Consider the following 13702-nt stretch of genomic DNA (forward strand, 5'->3'; position numbering starts at 1 on the left):
TATACCTTTCTTGTCAAAACCTATCCTTTCAAGCCGTTGTGCAAACGACCCTTTCGGCTTGAAACTGCCCTCGACCGCAAAAAGCGGCAGACAGGCCGGGCGATAACCGGCCGAGGGGAAAGGGTTGCCAATGGGCAATTATTACGTCGCATTGTTTGCGCGGCGCGCGGTCGGCTTCCTCATGGTGCTGTTCGTGTTGTCGCTGATGATTTTCGTCCTCGCCCGCATCGTGCCGGGCGATCCGGCGCGCATGGCGCTCGGTCCGAGCGCAACCCAGGAGCAGGTCGACCAGCTCCGGCAGCGCATGGGGCTCGATGAGCCACTGGTCACCCAGTATGTGAGCTATGTCAGCCATGCGGTGACCGGCGATCTCGGGCGCTCGATCGTATCCGATCGGGAAGTCAGCGCCGATATCGCCACCTTCCTGCCGGCGACGCTGGAGCTTGTGATCGCCACCATCGTCATCATCTTCGCAGTGGCCGTGCCACTTGGCGTATTGACGGCGCGCTACAGAAACAGCTGGATCGACAATAGCGGCCGCTTCTTCTCGCTCATCGGCGTCACCATTCCGAGCTTTCTCTTCGCGGTTACCCTGCAGATCATTGCCGCGGATCATTTCCCTTCCTGGCCCACTCTCGGCCGGGTCGATTTCCAGCTCGGCGCGCCCGCTGGCCCGACAGGCTTCCTGTTGGTCGACAGCCTGCTTGCCGGCCGCCCGGATGTGTTTCTGAGCGCGCTTCAGCATCTGGTCTTCCCGGCGCTGGCGCTGGCAATGGCCGGTATCGGCCAGATCACCCGCATCACCCGCTCGGCCATGATCGATCATCAGCGTCGCGATCATGTGCTGACGTTGAAGTCCTTCGGCGTGCCGGACCGCGTCATCGTGTTTCGCTATCTGCTGAAGCTTTCGTCGATCGCGCCATTGACGATCATGGGGCTCGAATTTGCCTCGCTGATCGGCAACGCCTTCGTCGTCGAAATGGTCTTCTCCTGGGGCGGCTTTGCCTCCTACGGTCTCGACGCCATCCTGCAGAAAGACCTCAACGCCGTCATGGCGGTGGTCCTCGTCTCGGGTATTTTCTTCATCGCCGCCAATCTCGTCATCGACCTGATCATCAGCATCCTTGATCCGCGGCTTCGCTTCAAGGAGGCCCGCTGATGCAGGATACGACCCGCCTGTCCGCCGGCTACATGACCTGGTACCGGTTCAGCCGAAATCCGGCCGCCGTGATCGGCGCGCTGATCGTGCTCTCGGTCATCGCCATGGCCATCTTCGCGCCGCTGATTGCGCGCTTTCCCGAACATGTCGGCGCCGTCGTCGACTTCCGCAACCGTCATATGCCGCCGGATGTCGACAACTGGTTCGGCACCGACAAGGCCGGTCGCGACATCTTTTCGCGCACGGTCTTCGGCTTCCGGGTGTCGCTGCTGCTCGTCATCGGCGTGCTTGGCGTGGCAGTGCCGATCGGCTCGGCGCTGGGCATGATCGCCGGTTATGCCGGCGGCCTGACGGAGCGGCTCTTAACCGGCTTTACCGATATCATGCTGGCGATCCCTCCGCTGGTGATGGCCCTGGCGATCGGCAACGTGCTTGAGCCCAATCTGGTCAATGCCATGCTGGCGATCACCCTGCTCTGGTGGACCTGGCATGCCCGCCTTGTCTATCGCGTCACGAAGTCGATCGCGGCGGAAGACTATATCGAGGCAGCGCGGCTCGCCGGCGCCAGCCACCTGCACATCCTCGCCAAGGAGATCCTGCCGAACTGCATCTCGGTCATCTCGGTGAAGACGACGCTTGATGCTGCCTTCGTCATCCTCTTCGGCGCGACGCTCTCCTTCCTCGGCCTCGGCGTGAAACCGCCGACACCGGACCTCGGCTCGATGGTTGCCGACGGCCGGCAGTTCCTGCCGGAGAAGTGGTGGGAGGTTCTGGCCCCGGGCTTTGCGATCTTCTACGCCACGCTCGGCTTCAACCTGCTCGGCGACGGGCTGCGCGACATGTTCGATGTGGAGGCCTGAGACGATGAGCACTCCTCTCCTCAAGGTCGAAGACCTCAATATCGCCTTCACCACCTATGGCCGCCGCCAGCATATCCTGAAGGATGTTTCCTTCGCGATCGGCCGGGGCGAGCGCGTGGCGCTGATCGGCGAGACCGGTTCGGGCAAGTCGGTCACCTCAAAGGCGATCCTCGGTACGCTTCCGGACAATGCCCGCATCGAAAGCGGCAACATCGAATATGACGGCAGACGGGTGCTCGATATGCCTGGCCGCGAGCGCGAAGCGCTGAAGGGCACGGCGTTCTCGATCATCATGCAGGACCCGTTGTCTTCGTTCAATCCGGTATTCCGGATCGGCCGGCACCTCGACGACGTCATGTATTACGCCGATCGGCGCGATGGCGTCCGAAGCTCGGCGAAAGACCGCAAGCAGCGCATTTTCGAGGTCCTTCGCCGCGTGCAGCTCCAGGATCCGGAACGGGTCTTCGACGCCTATCCCTCGCAGCTTTCCGGCGGCATGCGCCAGCGCGTGCTGATCGGCCTTGCGCTCCTGCATCAACCGCAACTGCTGATCGCCGATGAACCCGGCACGGCGCTTGATGTGACCACCCAGGACGAAATCCTGAAGCTGATCAACCGGCTGGTCGACAGCGAGGGCCTTTCCCTGCTGATGATCACGCACAATCTTGGTGTGGTCCGGCAAACGGCGGATCGCGTCTTCGTCATGCGTCATGGCGAGATCGTCGAAAGCGGCAATCTGCGCCAGATCTTCCAGGCGCCGCGGCAGCGCTACACGATCGATCTGATCGATGCGATCCCGCCGCTTTACGGGTCAAAGGTGGTTGATCAGCCGGTTTCGTCGAATGCGCCGATCATCACGCTCGAAGGGGCCGGGAAGGTCTATGTCGAAAAGCCCTTCCTCGGCCGCATGAAGCGCCACGAGGCGGTCAAGCCGGTGACGCTGTCGGTGCCCGAGGGCGAGATCTTTGGCCTCGCCGGCGAATCCGGTTCCGGAAAGACCACCATTGCCCGCATGGTGATGGGGCTGATTGCGCCGAGTTCCGGCACGATCAGCGTTGGCTCGCCTGCGCAGGCAAGCGCGTCGCAACGGCTGACCCAGATCGTCTATCAGAATCCCGGCACGTCGCTGAACCCCAAACGCACCGTGACGCAGACCTTGGCCGTACCGCTCAGCCATGTCGGTCTTCGCGGCAAGGCAGCGACAGTGCGGATGGAGGAACTGATGGCGCTGGTCAATCTGCCGTCCGCCCACCTCTCGAAATATCCGCACGAGCTTTCGGGCGGGCAGAAGCAGCGCGTGGCGATCGCCCGGGCGCTTGCGGCCGAGCCGAAGATCATCGTTCTCGACGAACCGACGTCGGCGCTCGACGTCTCGGTGCAGAAGCAGGTCATCGCCCTGCTGCAACGCCTCAGGGACGAGCTTGGGTTGACGTATTTCTTCATCTCCCATGACCTTTCGCTGATGCGCAATTTCTGCAGCCGCATCGCCATCATGCTGAAGGGCGAGATCGTCGAGGAGGGGCGCACGGCGGATGTCTTTGCCGACCCCAAGCATCCCTATACCCGCGCGCTCATCTCGGCGATTCCGGTGATGAGCGACGAGGAGGAAGCATTGAAACCAACGGTAAGCGTCGAGGAGAGAGCGCGCTTCCTGGTGAGATCAACGGCCTGAGGCCGAACGAGTAAACAGGGCCGAAGGCCCGCCAACAAGGAGACTGTCCGTGTATCGATTGGGAATAGATGTCGGGGGTACGAACACCGACGCCGTCATCATGGAAGGACGGAGTGTGCTGTCGGGCGTCAAGGCGTCGACGACGGAAGACGTGACGTCAGGCGTCATCGAAGCGCTGGAAGGTGCGATCGCCAAGGCCGGCATCGATCGCTCCAAGATCAGCACCGTGATGATCGGCACGACGCATTTCACCAATGCGGTGATCGAGCGCAAGCACATCAACCATGTCGCCGCCATCCGGCTCGGCCTCCCGGCAACCGCCTGCCTGCCGCCGATGGTCGACTGGCCGAACGATCTCGCCGAGGCCGTTGGCCATCACACCTATCTCGTGCGCGGCGGCTATGAATTCGACGGCCGTGCCATCGCGCCGCTCGACGAAGAGGAACTGATCCGCATCGCCGCCGACATTCGCCTCAAGAATGTCAAGGCCGCCGCCATCACTTGCGTCTTCAGCCCCATCAATGCCGAGATGGAGCAGCGGGCCAAGGCTGTCATCGAAAAACATTGCCCTGGCCTTCCGATCGTCGTCTCCGGCGACATCGGCCGCATCGGGCTCCTCGAGCGTGAAAGCGCCGCCATCATGAACGCGAGCCTGTTGTCGCTTGCGGCCAAGACGGTGGACGCCTTCGCCAAGGCGCTGAAGGATGCCGGGCTTTCCTGCCCGTTCTTCATCACCCAGAACGACGGCACGCTGATGGCGGCTGCCACGGTCAGAAGCTTTCCTGTCCTGACCTTCGCCTCCGGCCCGACCAATTCGATGCGCGGCGCAGCCTTCCTGACCGGCCGCAAGGAGGCGATCGTCGTCGACATTGGCGGCACGACCTCCGACGTCGGCGCGTTGCACCACGGCTTCCCGCGCCAGGCGGCGACAATTGTCGACGTCGGCGGCGTGCGCACCAACTTCCGCATGCCCGATGTGTTCTCGATCGGGCTTGGCGGCGGCTCGCTGGTGCGCGAACTTGCCAATGGCGAGGTTACGGTCGGCCCGCAATCGGTCGGTTATCGCATCGCCAAGGAGGCGCTGGTCTTCGGCGGCCAGACCCTGACGACGACGGATATCGCCGTCGCACTCGGCAAGGCCGATATCGGCGATGCGTCCAAGGTCGCGCATCTCGACCGGGCGCTGGCCGAAAAGGCTCATGCCCGGATCGTGTCGATGCTGGCAAACTCGGTGGAGCGCAGCCGCGTCTCGTCCGATCCGATCCCGGTCATCGCGGTTGGCGGTGGTTCGATCCTGATGCCGGACAGGCTTGGGGATCTGGAGGTCATCCGACCTGAGAATTTCGCCGTCGCCAATGCGGTCGGTGCGGCCATCGCCCAGATCAGCGGCGAAGTCGATCGCGTCTTTGCGCTCGAAAAGGGTTTGACGCGCGAAATCTGCCTGAAGCAGGCGGAGCAGGAAGCGACGGAACGTGCGCTTTCGGCCGGCGCCATCGCCGAAACGATCCAGGTCATCGAGCGGGAGGACGTGCCGCTTGCCTATCTGCCGGGGAATGCCACCCGCATCCACGTCAAGGTTGTCGGCGAAATGGGAGGCTTCCATGGCTGAGCGTGCACTGAAGGCCCTGAACTACGATCCGTCCGATCTCTGGGTGCTCGACGAAGAGGACCTGGAGGCGCTGGAAATCGGTGCCGGTATTCTCGGCACCGGCGGCGGTGGCAACCCTTACATCGGCAAACTGCGGGCGCGACTGGCGATGCGAAGCGGCTATAGCCTGTCGATCCTGCCGCTCGACCGGCTGGCGGACGATGCGCGCTGCATCTCGCTCGGCGGGATCGGCGCACCGGTCGTTGCCTATGAGCGGCTGAAGGAAGGGCGCGAAGGCCTGCGTTGTGTTCGCGCACTCGAAGAGCATCTCGGTATCGCCATCGACGCGATCGTCTGCGAAGAAATCGGCGGCGCCAATTCGATGGAGCCGCTGATCGCGGCCGCCTTTGCCGGCCTGCCGGTCGTTGATTGCGACGGCATGGGGCGCGCCTTCCCGGAAATGCAGATGACCACCTTCTCGATCTACGGTCATCGCTCGACCCCGAGCGTCATGTGCGACCTGCACGGCAATGTCGTCCTGTTCCAGCACGCGGCATCCGAACTCTGGCACGAGCGAATGGCGCGCGCCTGCGTCGTTTCGCAAGGGGGCGCATCGACACTCGCCTCGGCGCCGATGACGGGTGCCTTCCTCAAGAAGTACTCGATCCCGCATTCCTACACCCAGGCGGTCTCGCTCGGGCGGGCAGTGCTGAAGGCGCGGCGCGAGCACGCCGATCCGGTTGCGGCCATCTGCGCCCAGGAAAACGGCCGACAGGTTTTCTCCGGCAAGATCGTCGATCTCGAACGCCATCTGCGTGGCGGTTTCGTCATCGGTGAAGCCAAGCTTGCCGGCATCGATGCCTTCAACGGCGACACCGCCTCGGTGATGATCCAGAACGAAAACCTCGTTTTCAGCCGCAACGGCGAAGTCGAAGTGTCGGTGCCGGATCTGATCATCGTTCTGGATGTCGACAGCGGCAACGCGATCACCACCGAAATGCTGCGCTACGGCCAGCGCGTCGCGATCGTGGCATTGCCCTGCCATTCGCTGCTGCGCTCGGCTGCAGCGCTTGAGGTGGTCGGCCCGAAAGCCTTCGGCTTCGACGACATCACCTTCAAGCCGATCGAGGAGATGCAGCCATGAGCGAGCGGCTCATTACCGCTGCCGACATGGAAGCGATCGCCATCGGCGGTGCCTATCTCGGCACCGGCGGCGGCGGCGATCCCTATATCGGCAAGCTGATGGCCCGAACTGCAATCGAGGCGAACGGTCCGGTTCGCGTGGTTCAGCCCGATGCCATCGCCGATGATGCGCTCTGCGTCCCCGTCTTCATGATGGGTGCGCCGACGGTAATGGTGGAAAAACTGCCACGCGGCGACGAGGCGCTGGAGGCGCTGCGCCAGCTCGAAAGGTTTCTCGGACGCAAGGCCGATGCCCTGATCTGCGTGGAAGCCGGCGGATTGAACTCGACCATCCCGTTTGCCGTGGCCGCCGCAACCGGCTTGCCGCTGATTGACGGGGACGGCATGGGCCGCGCCTTTCCCGAGCTGCAAATGGTGAGCTTTACCATGCATGACATCAGCGCCACGCCGCTGGTTCATGCCGATGACAAGGGCAACAGCTCGATCATCAATGCGGTCTCGAACCTGTGGACCGAACGGCTGGCCCGCGTCCAGGCGATCCAGATGGGCGGCGCCAGCCTTGTCGCCGCCTATCCGATGACAGGCGCGCAGATGAAGGCCGGGATCCTGCGCGGCACGCTCAGTCTCATCAAGGGTATCGGCGAGACGATCGCGGCCGAGCGCGCCGCCAAGCGCCATCCCGGCATTGCGCTTCGCGAGCAGTTCGACGGTCGGCATCTGTTTACCGGCCGCGTCGTCGATGTCGACCGGGCGACGACCGGCGGTTTTGCGCGGGGGAGGGCCCTGCTCAAGGGCATCGACGGTTTTGCCGGCCGCACCTTCGAAGTCGCGTTTCAGAACGAGTTCCTGGTTGCCCGCGGCGATGGGGGACAGGTCATCGCCTCGACGCCGGACCTCATCTGCGCGCTCGACGCCGATGGCGGGCTGCCCGTTACCACCGAGCAGTTGCGCTATGGCCTGACGGTCGAGTTCACCGGACTTCCCTGCGATCGCCAGTGGCGGACGGCCAAGGGGCTCGAACTCGCCGGCCCCGGCTACTTTGGCTACGACCATGCCTACGAGCCGGTCGAGGCGCTCAATCCGGCCGCCTAAGGGCGACTGATTCGAAAACAACGACAATCAACGAAAAGGGAACTGAGACATGAAGAGAACACTGATCACAGGGCTGCTTCTGGGGCTGGTGCAGACAACGGCACTCACCGCCCCGGCCGCGGCTCAGGAGAAGGTGTCGATCGTCGTCAATGCGACGCAGGAATTCGGCACCATCGATCCCGGCAAGATCAACGACTACACGGAATACATGGCCGCCGTGAACCTCTATTCGGGCCTGACGACAGTCAACCCTGATGGCTCCGTGGTGCCGGAGCTTGCCGAAAGCTGGAGCGTTTCAGACGACGACAAGACCTATACCTTCAAGCTGAAGGAAGGTGCGACATTCCAGGATGGCACGCCGGTCAAGGCCTCCGATGTCGTCTACACCGTCAAGCGCCTGCTGGCGATCAACGAAGGCCCGTCCTACCTTTTCACCGATATCGTCGACCCGGCCAAGCTGAAGGTCGTCGACGACCGGACCGTCGAGATCGGGCTGAAGAAAGTCTACGCGCCGTTCATCAGCAACACGCCACTGATCCTTGTTCTCAACGAAAAGCTGATCAGGGAAAACAGCAAGGAAGAGTGGGGGACGGGCTATCTGGCCGATCACCCGGCCGGCGCCGGGCCTTACATGCTCTCATCCTGGCAGCGTTCTTCGCAGATGGTCGTCAATCGCTACGAGGGCTATCACGGCGGCTGGAGCAAGGGTAAGCCGATCGACGAGATCCGTTTCGTCATCACCCATGACGAAGCAACGGTGAAGGCGCTCGCGGCCAAGGGCGAACTCGGCATGTCGGCGCGCGCCCAGGCAAACGAGACCTTCGAGGCGATCGAGAAGATGCCGGGCTACAAGATCCTGCGCGGCACGACGGCAACCGGCTTCTACATCAAGATGAACACCAAGGTGCCGCCGACAGATGATATTCACGTCAGGCGTGCGATTGCGCTCGCAACCGACTATGAAACGGTGCGCAACGTCATTCATCCCGGCGAACCGATGAACGGACCGCTGGCATCCGTGTTCAAGGACGCCTATCTCAACGACCTTCCTGCACCGGAGTACAACCTGGAGAAGGCGAAGGAAGAACTCGCCAAGTCGAAATATGCCGGCAAGGGGCCGATCAAGCTCAGCCATACCTATGTCACGGGCTTGGCCTTCGAAGAAGATATGGCGCTGCTGATGCAGGCCAATCTGGAGCAGATCGGCATCGAACTCGACATCAAGCCGGAACCGTGGAACCGCATCACCGAACTGGCGGCCAAGGTCGAGACGACGCCGGCGACCACGCAGGTCTTCTACGGCCCGACCTATCCGTCACCCGACAGCGTCTTCTATGTGCAGTATCACTCCAAGGCGAAAGGCACTTGGGCCTCGATGGAATGGCTGCAGGATCCTGAGATCGACGCCCTGATTGACAAGTCACGCGAGACGCTGGACCCCGCCACGCAAAACGATCTTTATAAGGAGATACAGCGCAAGGTCGCCGATGCACAGACCGATGTATTCCTGACGGTGGAGTCTCAGCGTTATGCAGCAAGCAAATGCCTGCAGGGTTACGCCTATATCCCGATGCAGAGCTGGGACCTGAACTTTTCGCGCTTCTGGTGGGATTGCCAGGCCGATTAAAATGAAAAGCCCTGCTTTGCGGGAGCGCGAAGCAGGGCCCTTTTCTGTGCCACCAGCGAAATTGAAGTCGACCTCGTCTGCTCAGCAGTTTCCGAGGCTGGCGCGGCTCATGAGTTCGTTGGTCAGCAGTGCGGTCTTGTCGCCGCATTCCTCGACTTCCTTAAGCAGCGCGGCGAGCGCCAGCTCGAGGCAATATTGAACACCTTCGACATTCAGTGTGCGCGAAGAATCGCGCGCGTAGGTGACAAGGCGGGCCAGCGCGAGCAGCTCCTTCTCCTTGTCTTCAGGTTCAAAGGACATGGCGATCGAAGATTGCATGATTTTCCCCAGTTCCCTACGGATCGGCCCGATCCGCTTCAACATGGCAAATCATAGCGTGACTTTTTATTGATGCGCGTGACATCAGCGTGACACACGTTGCATGGGAAATCTGCATTCTTAGGATGAAGCGACAAGTTGATTGAGCAACCGCTTCCAAAGGCTTGTAGAATTGAATGCCCAGCCTCCCGGGGCCTTCGTCTTTTGGGCGGGGGCGGAGCGCATAATGTCGAGCAGATCGAGGGCATCGAGGCGCTTTTGGTCTACCGAGCCGGTTGTGAGAAGCGCCTCTATCCGTTTCAAATCCGTGGTGGGTGGAAGGTTGGCACGCGCCACGATCGCCGACCAGTTGCGGTGCTTGTAAAAGATCTCGGCGGACGCCATCCGCAGTTGCGCGGCAGACGCCGCGTCGATCTGTTGGCGTGCGCGCAAATCTTCAAGGGTCGCCACGACATTGACCAGCGGCAGGGTCAAGGGCAGATAGCCCAGTTCCGCCGGGCCATGGAGAAGGGCGACATCGGCATCGTCCTCAAGCTCGCCCGTCGCATATTGCTGATAGATCCTGCCGACGCCGATCATGCCGAAGGTCGCGCATTCGGCGGCGCGAAGCGCGCCCATACTGGCGGCGCCGTAGATGCGCACACCCTCGGATAACGCGAACAGGATCTCCTTGTGCCACACGGGTGCGACCTGTTCGAAGTGACCGTCGACGAGCCCGATGACAGTGGCGCCGTCCTGCGTGGCGCGCAGGATGTCGCCCTGTACGGCTGGCGGGCGCAACACGATGTCGGTGTCGATGAGCGCTTGCGCGTCCGGCAAGGTCGGGCCGGCAAAGAGGATCTTCATGCGACCTCCAGCGCGCGCGACAGTGCCCTTGCGCCAAAACGGCGCTTGCGTGCTCCGTCCGGATTTTCGAGTTCCGGTACGAAGATTTTTATCACGGAGAACGGTAGCGGCGCGGCGAGTAGTGGAACCGCAACGACAGTCCCGATACCGGCGTGCTTCAGCGCTTCGAGCACGTGCTTGAGCAGCGAGTTGGCTCCGTTGCCAGCGACCGAGGCGAGGGGGTTGTGTGCGCCCGGCGCTGCCTCGAACAGTTGCTGCGTCTCGCGCGGCAGCCTGCGTGTGAAGGTTTCCGGAAAAACATCGTCGCGTGCGCCACTAATATATGTGAGACGCGATTGCGCCGCCTCTGTGATGGCGCGGATTGCGGCACGTCGCGGATCGGGATGGGCGCCATGCCCGACGGTGACGTCATGGTAACGCGGCTCTTTCGCCGCCAGAATGCCCGCATCCGCGATAACGGCGGTCAGGCATGGGATGCCGATGTCACTGGTCATGTCGAACAGGCGGAACGTCAGGCCCGCTGCAGCAATGCGGCGCGTCATGTCGTTAATGATGGGATCGTCGAGCAGATCGGCGTCGATGCAGGTGCGCAGTCGCGCCGTCAGGGACAGCAGCCGCCACAGGGTCTCGGCATCGCGTTCGATCCGCTCCAGCAGGCCGTGCAGAACTGCCTCGCTTTCGGTGTTGCCGGAGGCAAGCCCGTCCGACGACTGCCAGTAGCGGCAGCGCTCGAGCGTGCGATCGAGCAGTACCGCCTGAAGTGGAACGAAGGTCGCCTGTTGATCGAGAAGGTCGAAGCCGCGCAGCCACGCCGTTGCTTCGTCATCGTCAAGATCGGCTTCGCCGGCCGCTACAAGGCCCGGAAGGGTGAGCGCTCTTTCGCCCTTTTCCAGCAATGCACGCCGCGTCGCGTGCGTTGTTGGTGCTGACGGGTTGCAGGCGACCGCGCGCTCCAGCGCTTCCATCGCCGCCGATACCTTCGCGTCGATATCGGTGATGCCTTTGCCCTGGTTGATGACGATCGACTTCGCATTCGGCGAAACCGCGTTCCAGACGGGTATGCCGATGCTATCGAGCCCGGTCAGACGGGCAAGCCTGCTGATGCCGAATGAGGGCAACAGACGAGCGACGCGCGCGAAGGTCTCTTCGGGCGCGCAGACGCGGTCGGAGTAATGATCTGCAATGCAGGGACTGTCTGAAATCGGGCGGCTTTCGCTCGCCCGATCTGGATGTGTGGCCGAAACCATGCGCAAGCGCGCTGAGACTCAGCCGTCCATGAACCCGCCGGACACGGAGCCCGCGGAGTTTGCACGCACGGCCAAGTTGACGCCCTTGACCACCGTGGCGCCGGCATTTCTGTGCTCATTGGCCGAAGCCAGGGCGCCCGTGAGCGGATCTACAATGCGTGTGACAGTTCCCGTCCCGAGATCGGCCAGCCACAGGCCATCGTCGCCCTCAACGCCAAATACAACTACCTGAGTCGTCGTCATCATCTTTCCCCTTGTCCCTCATGTGGTGATGATACTTAGAATCCGGCCTTGCGCAGGCCTTCGCAGTAATGGGTTCGCTGCCATTCCTCGCGGAACGGAACGATTGCAATCCATTTGTCCAGGTTGAAGTCCGGGTGGACCTCAAACGTCTTGCGCACGTATTGTCCTGCCTTCTTGCGATTGCCGAGCATACCCCAACTCGCCGCGGCGAGACGATCGGCCGGGGTGGGATCGCGCATGCGCTCGATATAGTCAAGTGCTTGATCGTATTGAGAAAGTGAGTAGCAGGCGCCGGCGGCGGTCCAGAAATACTCGTCCGGAGCCATCGGGTTGAGATTGATTGCCGCTTCGATCTTGCGCAGGCCGCCATCCGGGCGCGAGGCCTGTACAAGCGTATCGGCGTAGCTGGCAATCACATTGGCATGCTGCGGGCTGAGCGCTTCGGCCCTCTCATGGAATTCGATGCTTTCGTCGAATTGCCGGCTGTAGAGTTTGACGACACCGAGCTCGCGGTAGCCCGCCGCAAGTGTATCGTCGATGGCGATCGCATCACGGGCGTGCTGTTCGGCAAGCGCCAGAAGTTCGCTGTCGCCGCGGGCAGTCAGAAGCCACTCGACGAAATAGCTTCGCGCAAGTCCACTCATCGCCGGAGCCAGATCGGCATTCTGGCTGAGTGCCTCGCGGAAGCTCTTTCGAGCACGCCGAACCTCCGGCAGGTTGAGTTGCTTGAGATAACGCTGGCCGAGCAGGTAGCTGCGATAGGAACTGCCGTTGCTTTCATAGGTCTTGCGCATGGTCTCGTTGCGCTCGACCTGACTGGCAATGGCAAACGCGATCTGTCGCGCAATCTCCTGGCGTGACCTCATCAAGCCATCGTCATCGAGCGTAAAGCGATCGGCCCAGATCACTTCGTCGTTGGCAAAGAAGATCAGCTGCGTGAACAGTGTCTGTCGGCTGCCTTCGTTCGTCAGGCGCGTATCGAGGATATAGCTGATGGCGTGTTGTTCGTAGGTGCTGGCCTTGTCCGCCTGCAGGCTGATCTGCGCTGCCGTGTAGGGCGCTATCACCGAAACCGAGCGGAGCGCGCAAAGGCCGATGGTCACGTCCTCGATCAGGGAGTGAGCAAACAGCGTGGCAGCAGCGTCGGCATTGCCGGCACCCGGCGGCAGCAGTACCACACGCGGCGGACGGGTTTCGCCCATGGTCTCCAGCAGCTGGGTGTTGGTCAAGCTAGACGGTGGTGCCGCCTTGGCGGTTGCGGCCACCAGTCCGCCGCCCGAAAGAAGGCGCGTGTCATAGTGCCGGCCCTCCAGCGTCAGGACGGTCTTGAGGATTTTGCGAACCTCGTCGTCGTCGGGGTTCTTCTCCAGAAGCTTGACGGCAGCGGACCTGACGAGCTTTCGATCCGGGCCGGTCGCAATCTCGGCCGCATTGATCAGGCACTCGCGCAGCAGGGCTGCGTGATCGGCGCGCCGTTGCTCGATCCAGTCGTGAAGCGCTCGGCCCTGCGACTTCAAATCCTTGAGAAAATCGTCACGGAATTTCTCCCCGGCCCATTGGAAGCGCGATAGCGCGTCCTGCTCGGCGTTCCGGCCGATGTCGTCGAGGTCGCTCGCAATCGAATCCGGCTGCATCCGAACAGTCGATGGCGAAAAACTGAGGAACGTGTGGCCGAGTTCTTCCTGACGCGACGTGATGCGGGAGATTGTCTTGCGCAGATTGACCAAGGCCTGGCTCGGAACGACTTCGTTCCACAAGAGCTTGGCGACTTCGTTTCGGGATTGCTCGCGATGGCCGCCGGCGATCGCCTGAGCGAGAATGAGCAGACCCTTCTCAGGGAAAGCGACATCGCAGTCGTCTTCGTCAACGAGACGTAATCGCCCGAGGGTCTGCAATCTAAATTTCAT

General features: G+C 62.1%; 12 protein-coding genes. 7 read left to right on the forward strand and 5 right to left on the reverse strand.

All coding sequences use genetic code 11. The annotated features are described in order from the left end of the window. The first annotated feature begins 130 nt into the window (after positions 1–130). Genes IB264_RS15555 through IB264_RS15585 form a run of 7 tightly spaced genes read left to right on the forward strand, consistent with a single transcriptional unit; the run spans position 131 to position 9141 of the window. Positions 131–1159: an ABC transporter permease gene (locus IB264_RS15555; protein ID WP_025428504.1), complete on the forward strand. Its 1029-nt coding sequence runs from the start codon at positions 131–133 to the stop codon at positions 1157–1159. Then, the gene (locus IB264_RS15560) at positions 1159–2019 is read left to right on the forward strand and encodes an ABC transporter permease (RefSeq protein ID WP_025428505.1); all 861 of its coding nucleotides are present in this window, start codon (positions 1159–1161) and stop codon (positions 2017–2019) included. The genes IB264_RS15555 and IB264_RS15560 overlap by 1 nt, the downstream gene beginning before the upstream one ends. A 4-nt stretch (positions 2020–2023) precedes the next feature. Further along, positions 2024–3691: an ABC transporter ATP-binding protein gene (gene nikE, locus IB264_RS15565; RefSeq protein WP_025428506.1), complete on the forward strand. Its 1668-nt coding sequence runs from the start codon at positions 2024–2026 to the stop codon at positions 3689–3691. Positions 3692–3740: 49 nt separating this feature from the next. Then, positions 3741–5300 carry a hydantoinase/oxoprolinase N-terminal domain-containing protein gene (locus IB264_RS15570; protein ID WP_107027192.1) on the forward strand — a complete coding sequence of 520 codons (1560 nt, stop codon included), beginning with the start codon at positions 3741–3743 and terminating at the stop codon, positions 5298–5300. Beyond that, complete coding sequence (locus tag IB264_RS15575) at positions 5293–6423, forward strand: DUF917 domain-containing protein (protein ID WP_025428508.1); 1131 nt, start codon at positions 5293–5295, stop codon at positions 6421–6423. The genes IB264_RS15570 and IB264_RS15575 overlap by 8 nt, the downstream gene beginning before the upstream one ends. Further along, complete coding sequence (locus tag IB264_RS15580) at positions 6420–7514, forward strand: DUF917 domain-containing protein (protein ID WP_025428509.1); 1095 nt, start codon at positions 6420–6422, stop codon at positions 7512–7514. The genes IB264_RS15575 and IB264_RS15580 overlap by 4 nt, the downstream gene beginning before the upstream one ends. 49 nt (positions 7515–7563) lie before the next feature. Next, on the forward strand, positions 7564–9141 hold the full coding sequence (locus IB264_RS15585) for an ABC transporter substrate-binding protein (protein WP_192433743.1): 1578 nt from the start codon (positions 7564–7566) through the stop codon (positions 9139–9141). 81 nt (positions 9142–9222) lie between these two features. On the opposite strand, the gene IB264_RS15590 is transcribed toward IB264_RS15585, so the two are convergent. From IB264_RS15590 to IB264_RS15610, 5 genes are all read right to left on the reverse strand, one after another. Then, complete coding sequence (locus tag IB264_RS15590; protein ID WP_128090383.1) at positions 9223–9504, reverse strand: hypothetical protein; 282 nt, start codon at positions 9502–9504, stop codon at positions 9223–9225. A 75-nt stretch (positions 9505–9579) separates the two neighbouring features. Beyond that, positions 9580–10305: a TfuA-like protein gene (locus IB264_RS15595; protein ID WP_025428512.1), complete on the reverse strand. Its 726-nt coding sequence runs from the start codon at positions 10303–10305 to the stop codon at positions 9580–9582. After that, positions 10302–11552 carry a YcaO-like family protein gene (locus IB264_RS15600; RefSeq protein WP_082523808.1) on the reverse strand — a complete coding sequence of 417 codons (1251 nt, stop codon included), beginning with the start codon at positions 11550–11552 and terminating at the stop codon, positions 10302–10304. Before IB264_RS15600 ends, IB264_RS15595 begins: the two co-directional genes overlap by 4 nt. 18 nt (positions 11553–11570) lie before the next feature. After that, on the reverse strand, positions 11571–11795 hold the full coding sequence (locus IB264_RS15605; protein WP_025428514.1) for a hypothetical protein: 225 nt from the start codon (positions 11793–11795) through the stop codon (positions 11571–11573). Between the two features lie 35 nt (positions 11796–11830). Continuing rightward, a complete protein-coding gene (locus IB264_RS15610) occupies positions 11831–13702 on the reverse strand; it encodes a hypothetical protein (RefSeq protein ID WP_063963375.1) in 1872 nt (623 codons plus the stop codon).

This window comes from Ensifer sp. ENS11 (assembly GCF_014851895.1).
GTDB classification, from domain to species: Bacteria; Pseudomonadota; Alphaproteobacteria; order Rhizobiales; family Rhizobiaceae; genus Ensifer; species Ensifer canadensis.